Origin of the sequence: Shewanella sp. c952, from assembly GCF_019654975.1 — a bacterium.
Classification (GTDB): domain Bacteria; phylum Pseudomonadota; class Gammaproteobacteria; order Enterobacterales; family Shewanellaceae; genus Shewanella.
This window is the reverse complement of sequence record NZ_BPEW01000001.1, coordinates 162,687-182,878: the sequence shown is the minus strand read 5'-3', so window position 1 is coordinate 182,878 and position 20,192 is coordinate 162,687. Positions and strand designations below refer to the sequence as shown.

Annotated in this window: 9 protein-coding genes; 4 read left to right on the top strand and 5 right to left on the bottom strand. The window is 46.0% G+C overall.

Going from position 1 to position 20,192, the window contains the following annotated elements; all coding sequences use genetic code 11:
- On the top strand, positions 1-11,931 hold the full coding sequence (locus K5R16_RS00745) for a VCBS domain-containing protein (RefSeq protein WP_220735635.1): 11,931 nt from the start codon (positions 1-3) through the stop codon (positions 11,929-11,931).
- A gap of 271 nt (positions 11,932-12,202) precedes the next feature.
- Positions 12,203-13,351 (top strand): putative sulfate/molybdate transporter, encoded by a 1,149-nt coding sequence (locus K5R16_RS00740; RefSeq protein WP_220735634.1) that lies wholly within the window; start codon positions 12,203-12,205, stop codon positions 13,349-13,351.
- Positions 13,352-13,442: 91 nt separating this feature from the next.
- On the opposite strand, the gene K5R16_RS00735 is transcribed toward K5R16_RS00740, so the two are convergent.
- On the bottom strand, positions 13,443-14,537 hold the full coding sequence (locus tag K5R16_RS00735; RefSeq protein WP_220735633.1) for an alkene reductase: 1,095 nt from the start codon (positions 14,535-14,537) through the stop codon (positions 13,443-13,445).
- A complete protein-coding gene (locus K5R16_RS00730) occupies positions 14,534-14,935 on the bottom strand; it encodes a hypothetical protein (RefSeq protein ID WP_220735632.1) in 402 nt (133 codons plus the stop codon). The genes K5R16_RS00735 and K5R16_RS00730 overlap by 4 nt, the downstream gene beginning before the upstream one ends.
- A gap of 102 nt (positions 14,936-15,037) precedes the next feature.
- Between K5R16_RS00730 and K5R16_RS00725 the strand changes: the two genes are divergently transcribed.
- Positions 15,038-15,952: a LysR family transcriptional regulator gene (locus tag K5R16_RS00725; protein ID WP_220735631.1), complete on the top strand. Its 915-nt coding sequence runs from the start codon at positions 15,038-15,040 to the stop codon at positions 15,950-15,952.
- A gap of 20 nt (positions 15,953-15,972) precedes the next feature.
- On the opposite strand, the gene K5R16_RS00720 is transcribed toward K5R16_RS00725, so the two are convergent.
- Together K5R16_RS00720 and K5R16_RS00715 are read right to left on the bottom strand one after the other, a co-directional pair.
- Complete coding sequence (locus K5R16_RS00720) at positions 15,973-16,182, bottom strand: DUF3955 domain-containing protein (RefSeq protein WP_220735630.1); 210 nt, start codon at positions 16,180-16,182, stop codon at positions 15,973-15,975.
- 2 nt (positions 16,183-16,184) lie between these two features.
- Positions 16,185-16,595, bottom strand: coding sequence for a cupin domain-containing protein (locus K5R16_RS00715; RefSeq protein WP_220735629.1), 411 nt, complete (start codon positions 16,593-16,595; stop codon positions 16,185-16,187).
- A gap of 299 nt (positions 16,596-16,894) precedes the next feature.
- Between K5R16_RS00715 and K5R16_RS00710 the strand changes: the two genes are divergently transcribed.
- On the top strand, positions 16,895-18,946 hold the full coding sequence (locus K5R16_RS00710; protein ID WP_220735628.1) for a TonB-dependent siderophore receptor: 2,052 nt from the start codon (positions 16,895-16,897) through the stop codon (positions 18,944-18,946).
- Between the two features lie 80 nt (positions 18,947-19,026).
- Here the strand turns inward: K5R16_RS00710 and K5R16_RS00705 are convergent, their stop codons facing one another.
- Positions 19,027-20,004, bottom strand: a complete 978-nt coding sequence (locus K5R16_RS00705; RefSeq protein ID WP_220735627.1) for a sensor domain-containing diguanylate cyclase — start codon at positions 20,002-20,004, stop codon at positions 19,027-19,029.
- Positions 20,005-20,192 lie beyond the last annotated feature (188 nt).

Genomic DNA, 20,192 nt, shown 5'->3' with positions numbered 1-20,192 from the left:
ATGAGTCCGGACGATAAAAAATCAACACCTAAGCCCAATACACCAAAAGCGATTGAAGCTGAAAAAAAGCAGCGAGATCAGCAAGCCAAACAAAAAGCGAAACAACTCGATAAAGATGTTGCTCGTTTAAAAGCCAAAGAGCTGCGTGATAGCGGTGGCAAAGCCAGTGTCATCGGCAATAAGGACTTGGTCGCTGATAAATCTTGGGGCACTGCGACTCCGATAGCCAATGAAAATGAAAGTGAAAGTGAACCGAAAACTGATACAGCTCAGCTAGGGCAGCAACTAAACGAGCAAGCGGATAAAGGATCTGAAGCGGCAATAACCGCGCAAACTGTAGAGGCAGAGCAAGCAGAAAATGCTCCAGAAAATACTCAAACAGCGCAACAGTCCGGTACTCTACAGCAAGGTTCCAGCGAAACGACGGGATTGCATTCAGGAGCGCATTTTCACGCAAGCGCAGGCGTTCCTATAGGCCTAAGCAGCATCACCAAGCCACTTACATTCAGCCCGAATGAGCATAATCAACCACACTTTACTGTTGCTTTAACCGCCATTATTCCAGATAAGTCCTCAATTGCAGCTCCGCTAACACTGCACTCATCATATCTCACTGGCACTGGCACTGGCACTGGCACTGGCACTGGCACTGGCACTGGCACTGGCACTGGCACTGGCACTGGCACTGGCACTGGCACTGGCACTGGCACTAATGAAAAACCGCTATCAATTGATAGTCAACAACAAATACAACAAGTTAAAGAAGATTCGAGTACTGATACTGTTGCAGGTACTTTGCAGGCTCAGGGGCAGAATTCTGCACAAGTAAACTGGAGTGTTAACCAGTCACAAGGGCAATTTGGCTCACTCAATATCGATCCAATAAGTGGACAGTGGCATTACCAACTCAATAACACAGCCCAGACAACAAATGCATTAGCAGAAAATGAGCATCACACAGAACAGTTTATAGTCACCGCAACAGACGCCGAAGGAAACCACGTTCAGACAACAATTGCCGTTGAAGTTGAAGGTAGCAACGATCTGCCTAGCATTTCAGGAGTACACCATGCAGCACTCAATGAAAACGGTGCGATAGATAGCGCTTCAGGCAGTTTGATTGCAACCGATCCCGATAATGGTGACAACGTCAGCTGGTCAATTGCTAATGGGCAAGGTCAACTAGGCGAGCTAACCGTAGATCCCGATACTGGCACTTGGCAATATCAACTCAACAATCAAAACCCCTCAACACAAGCGCTTAATCAAGGTCAGATAGCAACAGAAACCTTTACAGTAATAGCCACAGATAGCTCAGGTCAGCCAGTTGCTCAGCAAGTAACAATTCAAGTTACTGGTAGTAATGAGTTAGCACAAATTGGCGGTACATCTACAGGAACAATTACAGAAGATCTCAATGTATCAGTAAGCCCGAATGGCGAACAATTGAGAACCGAAGGCCAGTTAACCATTACTGACCCCGATGCAGGCCAAAGTCAATTCATAGCAGATAACTACTCTGGGCAATACGGTCAATTTGGCATTGATGAACACGGTCATTGGGTTTATACCACCAACAACGCTAGTGCCCAAATTCAGGGCTTAAAAACCGGTGAAACAGTTACCGATACTTTACTGGTACATTCGGTAGACGGCACAGAGCAAAAGGTTACTATCACCATTAATGGCACTGATGATAAAGCACTTATAAATAATGCATTATCAATAAATTCAGCTTTAAATTCTGCACGGGGGTCAAGTAGTGGCTCACCGACCCCACAAGATTTGATACAAGCAGAGATCACTGAAGATAAACATGTCCATCAAAATACCTTATCTGTTGATGGCAACTTAACTGTTGTCGATCTAGACAGAGGAGAAAGTATCTTTAAGGCTGAAAGTATTCAAGGCCAATACGGTACCTTTTCCATCAACAACCTTGGCCATTGGAATTATAGCGCTAACAACGCTAGCGTTCAGATTCAGGGCTTAAAAACGGGCGAAACTGTTACCGACACGCTATTAGTGCATTCGGTAGACGGCACTGAGCAGAAAGTCACGATCACCATTAATGGTACTGACGATAAAGCGGTGATCGCTGGTACCTCGACTGCCAGCTTGACCGAAGATAAAAACTTAGCCAGCGGTGGCATGTTACGCGCCGATGGCCAGCTCACAGTGACCGATTTAGATAGTGGTGAAAACCAGTTCACCGCCAATTCGTTGCAAGGCCAATATGGCCAGCTGAGTATCGATAACACCGGCCATTGGACTTATACCGCCAACAATTCCAGTACCCAAGTTCAGGGCTTAAAAACGGGTGAAACCGTTACCGACACGCTATTGGTGCATTCGGTAGACGGCACCGAGCAGAAAATCACTATCACCATTAATGGTACTGACGATAAAGCGGTGATAGCTGGTACCTCGACTGCCAGCTTGACCGAAGATAAAAACTTAGCCAGCGGTGACATGTTACGCGCCGATGGCCAGCTCACAGTGACTGATTTAGATAGTAGTGAAAACCAGTTCACCGCCGATTCATTGCAAGGCCAATATGGCCAGCTGAGTATCGATAACACCGGCCATTGGACTTATACCGCCAACAATTCGAGTGCCCAGATACAGGGACTCAAAACCGGAGAGCCTATTACCGATACTTTGCTTGTTCATAGTATCGATGGCACTGAGCAAACAATAAGTATCACCATCACCGGCACTAATGATAATCCAGTGGTTAGCCATATTAGCTCCAAGACAGTTGATGAAGGCGGTAAACCAATTACCGGTCAGATCACTGCCACCGATCTCGATCATGGCGACAGCGCGACCTTTACGACTAGCTTCAGTCACGCAGGTTTTATCCTCAATCAAGATGGTAGTTATACACTCGATCCCACCGATCCGAGCTTCAACCACTTAGCGGTAGGTGAGCATCAAACCTTGGTCATTCCGGTGACCGCTACCGATAACAATGGTGGTCAAAGTGCACCGCAAAACTTAATTATCAAGATCGACGGCACTAACGATAATCCTGTGGTTAGCCATATCAGCTCCAAGACAGTTGATGAAGGTTCAGCTAAGATCAGCGGGCAGATCGCCGCCACCGATCTCGATCATGGCGACAGCGCGACCTTCGCCACCAGCTTCAGCCACGCAGGCTTTGTACTCAATCAAGACGGCAGCTACACACTCGATCCCACCGATCCGAGCTTTAATCACTTGGCTGTCGGTGAGCATCAAACGCTGATCATTTCAGTGACTGCTACCGATAACAATGGCGGCCAAAGTGCACCGCAAAACTTAATCATCAAGATCGACGGCACCAATGATAATCCAGTGGTTAGCCATATCAGCTCCAAGACAGTTGATGAAGGTTCAGCTAAGATCAGCGGGCAGATCGCCGCCACCGATCTCGATCATGGCGACAGCGCGACCTTCGCCACCAGCTTCAGCCACGCAGGCTTTGTACTCAATCAAGACGGCAGCTACACACTGGATCCCACCGATCCGAGCTTTAATCATTTAGCGATTGGTGAGCATCAAACGCTGATCATTCCAGTTACCGCTACCGATAACAATGGCGGCCAAAGTGCACCGCAAAACTTAATTATCCGTATCGATGGCACCAATGATTTACCTGTTGTTTCCGGGATATCCTCGGCAAGCGTTATCGAGCAAGGTGAAAATGTTACCGGGACAGCAAATGCTTCCGGCACACTCACTGTGACAGATCTTGATTCAACAGATGTTATTACATGGACGATTGGACAGCCTCAAGGAAAATTTGGCGACTTATCAATTGATCAGCACGGCAACTGGAGTTATCAATTAGATAACTCAACTGGCAGCGCGGCAGATAAATTAGCTGCAGGTCAACAGCCACATGAATCGTTCTGGGTAACAGCAACTGACTCTTCTGGTGCTGCTGTACCACACAGAATTACTGTTGATGTCACAGGCAGCAATGACAAGCCAGTTGTCTCTTCCTGGGCACAACTAGCTGCAGGTACAGAAGACAAAACTGTGACTATAAAAGCCGCTGACTTACTCATTCATGCAACCGATGTTGATGCTACCGATACTCTGCAAGTCAACCAATTACAAGCAAGCCATGGTCATCTCATCGACAACAATGATGGCAGTTATAGCTTCACTCCTGATAAAGACTATAACGGTGAAGTTCGCTTAACTTATAACGTGGTAGATGGACACGGTGGCAGCGTAAATACCCAAGCTAGATTCAACCTAGCAGCATCTCCAGATAATGCCGTGATTACTGATGCTCAAACTGACCCTAACTTACGCGGCGTCACAGAAGATCGTGGCTATATCGATACCCACTATCAATTGCATTATGACGGTCAACTCAATATCCAAGATCCTGATACAGGTGAAGCTCAATTTGATCCCAATATTGGCCCGCAAACATATCAAGGCATCGGCTATGACACCAAATTAGGTGGCCACGTATTGCTGATGCAAGATGGTCATTACACCTACACCTTGGACAATCGCAATATTCAAAACCTTGCAGAAGGTGAAGTTAAACAAGACTCAGTTATCATTCGCTCAGCGGATGGTACCACCCACACCATTGAACTGACCGTACGCGGAACCAATGACCAACCGACTATCGCAGCCCAATCCCATACGGTTATTGAAGGCGGCGCCCTCTTACACGGGCAAATGCTTGGTCAAGATATTGATACTGGTGCAATACTGCATTACTCAACTCCCACAGTTGATGGATTGATATTTAACTCAGACGGAAGCTATAGTTTCGACCCCAGTAATTCCAGCTATCAATCGTTGGCCTCTGGTATCAGTAAAACCCTAACAATCCCAGTTAAAGTAACCGATGAAAATAATGCCAGCTCAACCCAAAACCTTACAATTAGCATTACTGGGGTCAATAATGCCGCCGTGATTGCTGGGGTAGATAGCGGTGATATTTTTGAAGTAAAAGCCGGACAAAACATGTCGCCTGATTATGCTCAGCCTGGCATGGCGACGCTAGGAAATCGAGTATTGTCGGCTGATGGGCAGCTTACGATAATCGATCCCGATAAAGACGAACTCGAATTTGGCGGTAGTCATTCCAGTGGTTACAACTATCATGGCAGCTATGGCGACTTAATTTTAAACAGAGACGGCAGCTGGCATTATCATGCAGACTTAGGTCATGTCAGCCATATTGGTGGTAGACCGACATCACGCGGCACTACCATTGATAAACTTGGCGAGGGTGAAAAGCTAACCGACACGATAACCATCCACAGTAAAGATGGCACTCCACACGATATCGTTATCACTATTCATGGTAGTAATGACCGTCCTTATTGCTCGTCAGAAGTACAGCTAAATGCTGGCACAGAAGACACTCGCCAGACGATTACCGTAGCGCAGTTACTTACCAATACTGTTGATGTTGATAGCAATGATATCGGCTTACTCACGATTGAAAATCTACAGCCCGATCATGGCTCTATTGCCATTAATTCCGATGGCAGTTTCAGCTTTACCCCTGAAAAAGACTACAACGGCCAAGTGCATTTCAGCTATGACGTTAAAGATGGGCATGGAGGCATCACTCATACAGGTGCATCTACCACGCTAGCTGCGGTTAATGATAATCCTGATAACATACCAGTCGTCGATTCTATAACTGAAGATACTGATAGCCACCATGCAATTAACTTACTCGGGGGTGCCACCGATGTTGATGGCGATGCGTTATCGATTAGCCAGATACAGGCTTCATTTGAAGGCAGCAGCGGAGCACTGCCGCAAGGTGTAACTGTAGCCAGCGATGGCCATTCGCTTATCATTGATAGTCATGCCCAAGTATTTCAGCACCTCGGCGTTGGTGAGAAAGCCGATATCGTGGTGCATTACATGATTGATGATAATCATGGTGGGCAAACGTCCGCTGTCGCTACCATCACTATGGTCGGCGCAGATGATAAAGCCACGCTTGCAGCTAACGTTATTCAGATGACTGAAACACAAGCGCTTGATAGCGCGCAACACGGCTATGGTGGCAAGTTACAGTTAGTGGACCCCGACACTGGCGACAACACCCAGTTTGTATTTAGTGGGCAATACATCGGACAAGGGTATGCCCCAGGAGATCTAACTGTTTGGCCTGATGGTTCTTACCAATTTAGATTACAAGGCGCATTAAATCGTCACGCTGATGATCTCGTCGCGGGCTTGCACGCTGGCGAGTCGAAACAATTTCCTTATGAGATAAAAACCAGTGACGGTCAAACACTGACCATTATGGTCAACGTGACCGGCGAAGATAGTAATGCGCAAATCCATGTGTCGATGCCGAATATGTTACCTGCCTCACAACATATAACGGAAGAAAATTTTGTACCTGCTAGTGCGACCAATCTCTATGCTGGCGGGCGTTTACAGGTGGTAGATCCAGACCACGACCAATCTTATCTGCAAGCAGAAACTATCAATACTGCACACCACGGCCAGTTCAAAATCAGCGCTGATGGAGGCTGGAACTACACCATTGATAATTCCATCGATGAAGTACAAAAGCTAGGCGCTGGTGAATCGTTCACTGAGACCCACACTGTCCATTCTCTCGATGGCACCGCCAGTCAATTACTTACCGTCACAGTTCACGGCACCAACGATGCACCAATGGTTTCTGCCGCCGTTAAACTTGCCCCCGGCATTGAAGATACAGATATTCAATTAAGTAAGTCTGAACTACTGGCGAATACGACTGATGTTGATCATAACGATATCGGTCAATTGGATGTTGCCAATTTAGTGGCTGATCATGGAACGGTTATCGATAATAAAGATGGAACATTCAGCTTCGTGCCGGAAAAAGACTATAACGGTGCTGTGCAATTTAACTATGACATCAAAGATGCGCATGGTGGTATCACCCATACTCAGGCTGGGCTGACCTTAACAGCCTCACAAGATGCCGCAACATTTAGCGGTGATAGCACTGGCGATGTGCATGAAGGGCATAGTTTTACTGCTGCCGATGGAACAGCCACTAATGGTTCAGTGGGGGATCGCTCGCCCGATCATCAGCATGGCAATATTGGCAAGCTTTGGAATGATAAAATCCATACCGACGGCCACCTTAATACCAACGATGCTGATAGCGGTGAAGACCACGCTCAAACGGGTATTTATCAAGGTAATTATGGCCAGATAATATTACAAACCAATGGCGATTGGAGCTATTACGCATCAATAGGCCAAGATTCAACGGGCAGAGCAATTGATAAACTCGGTCAGGGGCAAAACTTAACCGATACTGTCACAATCACGTCAGCGGACGGTACTAATCATGACATTGTGATCACTATCCATGGCGATAATGACCGTCCTTACTGCTCATCAGAAGTACAGCTAAATGCTGGAACTGAAGATACCCACCAAACGATTACCGTAGCGCAGTTACTTACCAATACCGTTGATGTTGATAGCAATGATATCGGCTTACTCACGATTGAAAATCTACACCCTGATCATGGCTCTATTGCTATTAATTCCGATGGCAGTTTCAGCTTTACCCCAGAAAAAGACTACAACGGCCAAGTGCATTTCAGCTATGACGTGAAAGATGCTCATGGTGGCGTCACTCATACAGGTGCTACAACTACCCTTGCAGCGGTAGGTGATGCCGCGACATTCAGCCATACTGACAGCGGCGCGATTAAAGAAGATCGACATGTTCAAGGAGATGCAGACCAGAGTGTGGCAGTGTCAGGAGTACTCAATGTCACTGACCCTGATGCTAATGAAAGCGAGTTTGTTGCAAGCAGAAATGTGCATGCCGTTAGCGATCCCTTGCATGGTCATTTAAGTATCGGCCGTGCGGGCGATTGGACCTACTCGGTACCTAATGCCAACTTAAATCATCTTGCTGAAGGCGAAACAGTACAAGTCACTTACCAAGTGCGCTCAAGAGGCGGCGATACCCATAACATTACCGTTGATGTGGTCGGTACTAACGATGCTCCTGCCATTAGTGTTCACACACTAGCTGACGGCAGTGAAGATATCAGCTATCAAATGCAGGCCAGTCAGTTTGGTTTCACTGATGTCGATAACAAAGATACGCTACATTCAGTTTCCATAACGGACTTCCCCGACCCGCTGCAGGGTAAATTTATGCTGGATGGCCACGCTATTAGCGCCAATCAGGTGATTGCTGCAGGCGATATAAGCAAACTACAGTTTGTGCCAACGCATAACTTTAATGGGGATGTAGATTTCTCTTACACCGTTAACGACGGCCATTTAGATTCAGCTAAAGCAAGCAACACGCTACACATTAGCCCAGTCAATGATGCTGCTACCATTGATGGACAGACACAATCAAACACTAGCGCTTCAATTACGGAAGATTCGGCCACCAGCGTAATATCAGGCCAGTTGACCTTGGTAGATCCCGATGCTGGCGAAGATAAATTTGCCAGCAATACTCAAATATCCGGTCAATATGGTCAGCTCACTGTCGATCAAGATGGCAGTTGGCATTATGCACTTAATAACGCTTCGCCCCTGGTTAATATGTTGAACGCTGGGCAGCAATTAACAGACACTATAACGGTGACTTCACCCGATGGTACTGCTAGCCAAACCATAGCAATTACCATCAATGGCCACAGCGATACCCCAAGTTTGCAACTGCAAGAAGCAGGAGCGACGCAAGGCCTAGATCTCTTCGCTGGTATTCAAGGTAACAGTATTAGCCAGCTGCAATACTCTACCGATGGCGTCAACTTTAGCAGTCAAATTCCAGCGGGGTTTAGCCTTGCTGCTGACGGACATACCCTTGAAGTCGATCCGGCGAATGCTGCATATGATCACCTCGCCAATGGTGCTCAACACAAGATTTGGGTTAACTACCAGCTGCAAGAAGGTGCAGGTAGCTCTGCTCATCATTCGAGTCAACAAGCGGAAGTCGTTATAGTCGGTACCAGTGATAACCCCATAATCCATGGCTTTAATGCCAATTCAGCGCAATTTAGTGGACCTGTAACGGGTAACTTACTGCAAGGTGCTACCGACGTAGATGACGGTGCGCAGTTAGTATTACAAGATCTACAGTTTAAAGATCCAACCACGCACCACTATGTGACCGTTCACTCTGGGCAAGATGCCAACATCAAAGGTGTTGGTCATATCACTATAGCCAGTAATGGTGACTATACCTTTACACCCGAACCAAGCTTTAGTGGCGATGCGCCGGGGTTTATCTATCGTGTTGTTGATACCCATGGTGACTATCAAGACGATAGCCAGCATAAACTGGATATCCATATCAGTGCCAACCACCAGCCAAGGGTACAAACATTAACAGTCAGTACTGCTGAAGATACTGATTTTCAATTTAGTGCAGCAAGTTTTGGCTATCAAGATAGCGATAGTGATGCATTTGATCATTTAAGCATTAATCAGCTACCCGATCCGGCTACTGGCTCATTATGGTTAAATGGTCATGCAGTAACACAAGGGCAAGCTATCGATGCTAACGTTATTGATCAACTAATTTTCAAACCGGCGGCAAATTTTAATGGTGATGCACATTTCAGTTACCTTGCCAGCGACGGTCATCAAGACTCAGCAGCCCATACAGCAGTGCTAACGGTGACTGCAGTCAATGACCAACCGCTCCTTAGTATCAATCAAACCAGTCACACTCAAGGCCATTTAGTAGCGACTGACGTAGATACCGGTGACACGCTTAGCTTCTCAGCGCCGCAGCTAACTGGCCAGTTTGGTAGCCTGTCTATTGACCCTGACAGCGGCGCTTATATCTATACCCAAAACAACTCTGTCGCACAGATGAACTACAACTCTGCGACTTCAACCTATAGCGGTGTTGACGTATTTAAAGTCCAAGTAAGCGATCACCATGGCGGCGTTGCGAGCAAATATATCAGCTTTAGTGCCGAGGCCACGGTGAGCAGCACAACAGCAGGTACCCTTGTCATCAGTAGCAGTGTTACTAACCAACCTTTAGTTAGCAACATGCTGCCGACTGGGCATAGTGTTGCAACTCCACCCTGCAACCATATCAGTATCGATCTAAGCGCCAATAGCGACTCAGGTAGTAGCAATCATGATGACTTAACCAATGACACCACACCAACCGTTACTGGTCATACTGATATTCCGTTCTCAACGGTCACAATTTATGACGGAAATACTCCGGTGGGTCATGCGCTATCTAATGCCAGCGGCGACTATAACGCGACCTTATCGAGCTTAGCTGAAGGGCTTCATAATCTGTCAGCCAAAGCCCTAGCACCATCATCAATATTACCAGCGGTATCATCAGTCGTTGATATTCAAATTGATACTCAAGCCAGCGCAACTATCAAGCTTGATCCCATCACTAGCGATAATATTATTAACGCGCAAGAGAGTGGCGCGGATATCAGCGTGACAGGTCAAGTTAGTGGCGATGCCCACCAAGGCGATATCGTCAACTTTGTTGTCGGGCAACATAGCTATAGCGCAACTGTTGATGCCAGTGGCCACTTTAACGTCAACATCGCAGGCACGGAACTAGCATCGAGCTCATCGATAACAGCGAGTGTTGTAACCACTGACAGTGCAGGTAACCCAGCGAGTGCTTCACAAGTGATGCACTATAGCAGCGACACACAAGTCGGTATGCCAACCATTACCTTTGAAAGCCCAGGCAGTGACAACGCATACAGTAAAGCCGAAATAGCTCAAGGTCACGCAGGAACAGTGACCGCAACAGTGCATGCTGCAGCTGACGCCCAAGTCGGCGAGCACCTCAGTATCAATGGCGTTGACCATGTACTTGATGCCAATAGTTTAGCCCATGGTATCGACCTTGAAGTGGCGCCAAATTCAATTGTCAAAGCCATCATGACCGATGAGCACGGCAACGTTAGTTCTGCCCTCAATATTGCAGCAAGCGCTATCCCTGAGCCTATCGTGGTTACCGCCCCACCTGGCAGCCACCATATTGGCGCCTCTTTGGGGATTCCGACCTTAATACCGACACAAACCCCTGTACCTGCGGCTCAGCAAGGCTGGAAAATACTGGTTAATGGCCACTATCAAACTAGCTATACCAGCCAATGGGGCACACTGACCATAAATCCCAAAACGGGACAATTGAACTATCAAGAACATGCTAATACTCATACTGGTCCTCATGGTTCGGCGCAAAATGTTGGCGTGCATGAGGATAGATTTGAAGTCGCGTTACAGGGCTCACATCATGATGATGTCATCATGCATGTTCAAGTGAGCATATTAAGCCGTGGACCAGGCCATAGTGGTAAGCTGACATTAGGTTCAGAAGTGCTCGATATGACGGTGACTCCAACCTTTAGTCACCCTGCACCGCCACCACCTCCTCCCGCGGCAGATGCCCATGATGTGCCCCAAAGTGATGCCATTGCTGAGGTCAGCATAGACTTAAACGATATAGTGGTTGATGATGCCGCGGTTCGCACCGAGCCAGATAGCGCAGGGCAAGACACACAATCATCTGATGATGCAACTGCTCAAGTTGAAGCAGAGACAGAACCGACGTCACAGCCACTATCACCAACACCAGTGACTGCAGCTGCAGCAAGTGCCCCCATCGATCACTACTTACAGATGGTGGGTATGAGCCAGCAAGATCTGACAGCCAAAACAGATAGCTCTGCCATGAATGAGCTACCTAATGTGCAAGAGCTTACCAGTACTGCACCCGATGCTGACATGCTAGACACCAATCACGTCGATGCGTTCGAGAGTCCACTCGATGATGACGATAAACATGGCTTACATCATGATGATTTAACTGTTCTTGATGATGCAATTGAACATCAAGCGGTCGACCAAGCAAACGATGACGACCTACTGCACCAAGCGTTAAACGATATGCACAATCAACTTTAGCCTAGCTAAAACTGAACCGCGATTAAACCCACAAAGCAGTGATAAATTTCACTGCTTTGTTCAATGAACAGCTAAATTCACGCCATCGACAAGCTACTTTAGCAAGCTCAAATATTAGACCTAATGACCATAGTTTCTATCGAGATGTGTCAACTTGTCTCACCCAACTTGGAAGATAGCTTACTCAATCAGTTTTTACGGCAAGCTTAGGCTACAATTTCTGGCATCAAACTTGCGATGCATAGAGGGTATTTTTCCCACGGCAAGCTATATGACATGTAAGACCAACCGATTTGATAGTGTAAACCAATATTCAGGAGAGTTTAGTGGCGCCTTCGCCGATTTAGGCACCTTTCTACCTTTAGCGCTTGGGCTTATCGCCCTCAACCATTTCTCCCCACAAGGGATTTTCATGGGCTTTGGTTTGTTTGCGCTGTTTACCGCATTTTTCTATCGTCGCCCTATTCCAGTTCAGCCAATGAAGGTCATTACTGCGCTCGTAATTGCACAGGGGTTAACCCCTGGCATGTTACAAGCTAGCGGTATGATGATGGGCATAATCTTGCTCATACTGGCATACAGTGGCGCCATAAAATGGATGGCAAAACAACTTTCTCCCGCTATCAGTATTGGTATTCAACTCGCCATTGGCATTCAACTGATATGGATGGGCGGTCAAATGATGAGCCAAACTTGGCTTATTGGGCTTATCGCCTTTGCCCTACTATTTGGCAGTAAGTTTTTTCCTCTGCGATATTTAGCTATGCCTTTAGTGATTACCTTGGGCATTGTATGGCAGCTCAATAGTGGCACAGCACCGAGCTTTAACCTATCGAGTTATAGCGCTTGGCAGTTTAGCTGGCCAAGTATGGATGAATGGAGCTCAGCAGCAGGTTTACTGGTGCTGCCTCAACTGGCACTCACGTTAACCAATGCGGTGATCGCCACCTCTGCAATGGCTAAAGATAAATTCCCACAGGATGCGAAAGCAAAGTTTGCACCTGAGCGCTTCGCCACCAGCTCAGGCTGGGCAAACTTATTACTTGCACCTTTTGGCGCTACAGCTATGTGCCACGGCGCTGGTGGTCTTGCAGTGCAGTATCACTTTGGCGCCCGTACTTGGTTAGCACCAACTATCTTTGGAACCAGCTGTTTACTCATTGCTGCGTTTTGGGGGCAAGGCATTGCCGGTATATTATCGTTGATCCCATTGGCGGTATTGGGCAGCTTACTCGCCATTGCAGGTACGCAATTGGCTTGGTCTAAGCGTTTTATTGATGGTAAACCTTTCTGTATTTTTGTGATCCTATCAACTGCTGCTATCTGTCTGATTGTGAATACCGCTGCTGGCCTTGCTGTAGGAGTGTTACTAGAGATGGGTAGGCGCCAATGGCACCTCTACTCTGATCTTAAGCATTGATAATCGGTAACCTATTGTAAAAAGGACGCATAGGCGTCCTTTTTAGTTTTCAGCAAAAAGTTATGTCCTACAAAAGTTCACCTTTGTTGCTTTAACCAACTAAAGCAGGGTAATCGATATAGCCTTCCGCTCCCCCACCAAACAGTGGACCTTTATCAAAATCGGCCAGTGGTAAGTCATGCTGCAATCGATATGGCAGATCGGGATTGGCAATAAATGAGCGACCAAAGGCAACGAGGTCGGCATAACCTTTGTCAATAACAGCACTGGCACGCTCAACATCATAACGCCCAGCAACAATAATGGTGCCACTGAACACCTGTCTTAATTTAATGCGAAAATCCTCAGGGATCTGTGGTGCATCATCCCAATCCGCTTCAGAAAGATGGATATAAGCAATCCCCTGCTGACCTAGATATTCTGCTGCTAGCAAAATCGTATCAACAATCTCAGGGCAAGCCATATCTTTAAAGGTCACAAATGGTGCGAGTCTAACACCGATTTTATCAGAGCCTATTTTGCGACTTACTGCATTAACAATCTCTAATAAAAACTGAATCCGTTTTAGTGGCGAACCACCGTATTCATCTGTTCTATGGTTGGAGTTGGTACGTAAATACTGGTCTACCAAGTAACCATTACCACCATGGATCTCAACTCCGTCAAAGCCTGCATCAATCGAATTTTTAGCCGCTTGCGCAAAATCAGCCACCACGCGGTCAATATCCACTTGCTCCATCTCTCTTGGCATCGGGCAGTCAACCATCTGTCCTTCTGGGTTGGCTTCATCCACTACCCAAACTTGGGTGTCAGTAGGTTTAATAGCTGATGGTGCCATAGGTGCAGAACCAGCTTGAAACACCGGGTGAGACACACGACCAACATGCCATAACTGGTTGAATATTGTGCCGCCAGCATTGTGCACTGCAGCCGTTACTTTTTGCCAACCTGCTATTTGCTCAGGAGTATACACACCTGGGGTAAATGAATAGCCTTGGCTATCATCAGAGATCTGTGTCGCTTCGCTGATAATTAGCCCCGTTGATGCTCTTTGAGCATAATAAGTGGCCATCATCTCATTAGGGATGTTACCCGGTTGAGTCGTTCTTGAACGCGTCATTGGTGCCATCACCATACGATTACTTAGTGATAGCTGTGGTTTTTGATAAGGGGTAAAAAGGCTCATAATAGCTCCTGATGTTGGCTAAAAACGTCGAAATTCTGCTGACTTGAAGTGTCCATAGTGATCAATTCGAATATCACCTCATCGGCACGGATGAAAACCTGTATAACCTTGCTATCAGGTACCTGCCGAACATTGTATTTGATGCCACTGCGCTGTAACTTTTGGGTTAATACCTCTAAGTTCATATCTGTATCGAAAGCGACATGACCAATGCTGCACTGGGGCTCGTCAGACTCAATAATATGGATTAAGGCTTCATCACCTTGATATAACCATTGTCCCTTGAAGGGAAACCTCGGGCGACTACCATCGGTTAACCCCAACACTTCTGTTAGCAAATGAATAGCATCGCTATTTTTAGTGGTGAGTAAATTAAGGTGATTAAATGTGATTGCCAAAATCAGTAATCTCAGTATTCAAATGATGCTAAGCAGTGTAGACCTGTTAACTTATTTTGATAATTGAGCTAATATTAAAATCATTTTCAAAAAATATTTGATATGTATCACCTTAACGATCTTAAATTAGCTATTCGCATTGCCGATCTTCACAGCGTTTCAGCTGCAGGGCGTGAACTAGCCATGACTCCCGCTGCCGCGAGCGCCGCACTGCAGCGTTTAGAAAAGAAATTAGATTGCGTGCTATTTGCCCGCTCGACACGGAAAATGACTCTTACCGAAGAGGGACAACTTTTTATTGAGTCAGGTCGTAAAGCCATTCAATTGCTTGAGGGTGCTAATAATGCATTAGCTGATAATCGTGGTGAATTAAAAGGAGAATTGAGGATTTCACTGCCGTCAGATCTGGGCCGTAATATTGTGCGTAAATGGCTCGATGAGTTTTGTCATTTAGCGCCACAGTTAAAAATCACTCTCTATTTCGCTGATCAAATGACTGATCTTATTGGCCAGAATGTCCATTTGGCATTGCGCTATGGTCAACTGGAGGACTCCAACTTAATGCGCCGTCAATTGGCGATGATGCCTAGAGTCGCGGTTGCTTCTCCTGAGTATTTAAAAATACATGGCCAGCCAACTCATCCAAGAGAGTTGTCACAACACCAAGTACTGGTACTCAACAGAGGCGTTGAGCCATGGCAAAAATGGCGCTTTAGCCACAAGAGTAAACAGTATGAAGTTGCGGTAATCGCCAATAAAAGCTGCAACGATGGTGCAGTAATAAAAGATTGGACCCTTGCAGGCCAGGGCATTGCTTATAAGAGTTGGTTTGATGTTGCCAAAGAGGTCAATCAAGGCGAACTGGTGGTACTTTTTGCCGATCAACTCGCAGAGCAGATCCCTTTACAATTGGTGTACCTGCAATCAGATTACCCAAGCCATAAAGTCCGCAGTGCTATCGATTTTCTCAAACAAAAATCACAAAGTTATCTCGAACAATATCCGTGTCCTAGTTAAAACGAGTTAATAGTAGGCTATTACATTGGCTTGCTATGACGGAGCAAGGTCACTGCCGCAGAAAAGATAGCTGAAAACAGACAAAGCCATGCTACTGGGATTAATCCAAATGGTTCGTTCAACAAGCCATTGCTATCAATTGATATACCGATAACTTGATAGCTAATCGATGCCAGTAGCGCTAAAACTAACAACACGATTGATAGCCAAAACTGTTGCAACAACTTCATGGTTAATCCTTGTGTTCATGATCCAATATGGTCACTTTCTCACCCTGTTCAGCCAGATAAAAAACCACAATTTTAGCGGGTTCGTTACTGATATTTTGTCCGGTATGAGAGGTATTGACCAGTTCAATAAGTGTATCTCCAGCTTTGAGATGTAACTTTTTGCCTTCGCGAGTTTGTACCACTAGTTCACCGCTCAACAGAATCCCAGCATTGATGACTGGATGCTGGTGCCAAGGTAGCTTTTCACCGGGGGCTATCACTATCTCTTTGATTGTGACTTCCGGCTGAGTTAACGCATAAGCGGGTAGCTTATTGCCGTTCCATGAGTGTGTCGATTTGATCAAATCTTTCGAGCTGGCGGCACTGACAGAGGTCGCTGCAAACATTAATCCCAATAAAACTTGTTTCAACATGCTAAATATTCCCTTTAATTGATATCCATATAAGCTTTTTTGAACTAAATAAGCGAAGCACTAGAAGCAGCGGACTAGCAAAACTATTTAGAAAGCTGACTTTGTCGCTCTACACATTAACTAGCATACCTAGATCCACTATGGGAGCAACTCAGCTCTAATCTAAATTAATGTGTTGCAATGGGGCAACTTTAACCACTTACCTGCGACATGGTGTCGCAGATTACCGATTTAGCTTTGCCAGTCATAAACCATCCTGACACCATCTGCAGCACACAAAACAAAATAACAACATTATTATGAAGTTGCATTTATCTTTCGTTTCACTTTCCATCATTACTGCGCTATTTCCGTTACACTCGTTCGCCGATGATGCCGGCTTTGAAGTCATTGAAGTCACCGGACAACACCAAGGCAGCTACAGTGCGGTGACCCCTGAGGCCGCTACACCTCAAACAGACATCAGTGGCTTGCTTAACAATCTTCCTGGTGCGTCAGTCAATGGCAACGGACCTCTTACAGGTATCGCCCAATATCGTGGCTTATACGGCGATAGGGTTAACACCCAAGTCAACGGCATGACTCTATCAAGCGCGGGTCCCAATGCCATGGATACCCCTCTCAGTTATGCCAGTTTAATTCTAACCGAGCGTTTAGAGATGACCCGCGGTATTGCGCCGGTATCCGCAGGAACTAACACTGTTGGTGGTAGCGTGCAGGTGATTGAATCTCAAGCGAGTTTCGATGAAGTCAGCGGCAAAGTCGCTGCCCAATACCAAGACAATGGCCAGCGAAGCCATGTTGGTGCCAAAGGCAATTTTGCCAATGACCAACATGCTGTCTTGGTCTATGCAGATATACTCAACGGCAATGAGAATGTCACTACCGGTGGCGCTCAAACCATCTCACCCACCACTTATGACAAGAACATGTTTGGCGGCCAATACCGCTATCGCCTCGGTGACGCTAGCGCTAATGACTCCATCGCCATCGGATATCAACATTTAGAAACCACGAATGCAGGCACTCCTGCACTGCCAATGGATATCGACTTCATCAAAACAGATCGAGTCAAACTAGAGGGCAACCATGACATCAATGATTGGGAGTTGAATTGGCACCTGGCATATAGCGATGCCAGACATGGAATGGATAACTTTAGCGAACGCATGAAAATGCCAACCATGAATGCCCGCTATAACAACGCAGAAAGCCAGAGCTACGATGCCGCATTTAGTTTCGGTAAAAATAGTTGGCTGTTTGGCTTAGATAGCCAATTGAGTGAACATAACTCAGTGATTAGCGATCCGACAAAACCTATGTTCGAAGTTGATAATTTCAATGCTGTTATCGATAACACTTATAGTGCTTTTGCCCAATGGCAGCAGGATATTAACCAATGGCAATTGGAGTTAGGTGCTCGAGTTAAGCATTATCAAACCGATGCTGATGAAGTGAATCATTCAATGGCAGGCTCTATGCCAGCAATAAAGGTATTAATGGATCGATATAACAATGCCGACAGGTCGCAATCACAAACAGGACTCGATCTGGTCATAAATGGCCGTTATACACAAACCGAGCAGTTAAGCTGGATTGTAGGGCTGGCGAGAAAGCAAGATAGCGCTAGTTATCAACAGCGTTATTTATGGGTGCCGATGCAGTCTACTGGCGGTTTAGCGGATGGGCGCACCTATGTAGGCCAGATGGATCTTGACCTAGAAACTGCCTATCAAATTGAGCTCGGCAGTGAGTTTCAAACTGATAACTTTAGCTTTAATCCACGCATCTTTTTCCAACGTATTGATGACTATATTCAAGGTATTTCGGCAACCGATCCCGCTGTGATTATGGCGGCGAAAATGATGGGTGACGACAACCCTATGCAGTTTGCTAATGTCGATGCACAGCTCTACGGTATGGACCTCACGGCCAGTTATCAGATCAGTTCAAACTGGTTAGTCGATATGAATGCCAGCTACGTCAAAGGCGAACGCAGAGACATTGACGATAATCTCTATAGGATAAGTCCGCCAAAAGTAAATGTTGGTGTTAATTACCAGCGTAATAATTGGACTGCTCGCATAGAAACATTGGCAGTCTCAGCTCAAGACGATGTCTCCGAATCTCAATTAGAGCAAACTTCTGCTGGCTACGCTTTAGTCAACATCTCTGTCGGCTTTGATGCCGATAACTGGTTAGTCAAAGTCGGCGTAGACAATCTATTTGATACGGAATATGAAGACCATTTAGCCGCTTATAACCGAGTGATGGCAGGCGATCTGGCACCTGGTCAACGCATGCCAGGAACGGGACTAAATGCTTGGGTTACAGGAGAATACCGCTTTTAAAGTCAAACAGAGTTATTAACAGGGAGCACTCCACTGCGCCCATCTTTGCCCCGAGCTGACTCCTCTGTCTCGGGGATTTTTTAATCGGTCACTTTACGCTTTCTTTGCAGCATATCTCTATCTGCTAGATCCAAAAGTTCAGCGATAGAAGCTGAAGGGCTAGCGTCTGTAATACCAATCGAGACAGTAAATACCGGTAGCCGCTCAAGCTGATGATGAGAACAAAATGCAGCTGCAATTCGATGTTTTACGCTAGCAAGCTCCTCTTTAACGTCATACATCACTAACGCTACAAACTCATCTCCACCAACACGACCAACCACGTCTGACTGGCGTACTGACTGAGTTAAAACCATGCCTATTAGGGTGATCACATCATCACCAACACCATGACCATGCTCATCATTTATCGCTTTAAAGTTATCAACATCTAAATATAAAAGCCCAAGTTGGCTCTCTGTTCTTTGAGCTAACTTAATGCGTTGTTCTGCGAGAATATTAAAGCCGCGACGATTGTTTACCCCAGAAAGAGGATCGGTGATTGCCAACCTCTGCATTTCGGCATAAGCGCCGATTAAAGACAGATCCGATTCTAAAATATCTCTAAGATGACGAATCAATTCAAGGTAGGTCGCTTGGTAATCAGTTTCTTTAAAATCCATGACGCAGAAGGTGCCAAACGGCTCACCGCTAGGCCAAAATACTGGAACACCTAAGTAAGATCTAAAACCATCATTATAGACTTCGGGGTTACTGTCCCAACAGCTATCTAACAGTGCATTGCTCACATACAGTTGTTGACGTGTTTCAACGATACGACGGCAAAAAATATTAACTTCGGGCTCAATAATAATACCCGCGGGATAAGGATTAGTCTCTTGCTCACTGGCGATAGTGATCTGAAAGCCTTTCTGGGTATATTGCACTAAAAAGCTGGCGGGAGCGTCAAAAAGCTTGGCTAACAAATTGACTGTTTTTTGCCATTTGTCAGTTGAGATAAGTTCATTTGGATCTTCAAGTAAAAAAGAATCAGTATTAAAAACTGCATTTTTGGTCATAGGCTACTCCACATCCAGATGAGTCATCATAATTATTGTTACCGACTATCTTGCTTCAGCATAGCGATATCGCAATAGGTTTGTCCAATATGACAGGCACTATTAGCATAATTCATTACGAGCATGATAAAGCCCGGACTTTACAGAATTAAAAACTGTGAAAACTACAATACAAAGTACAACACAAA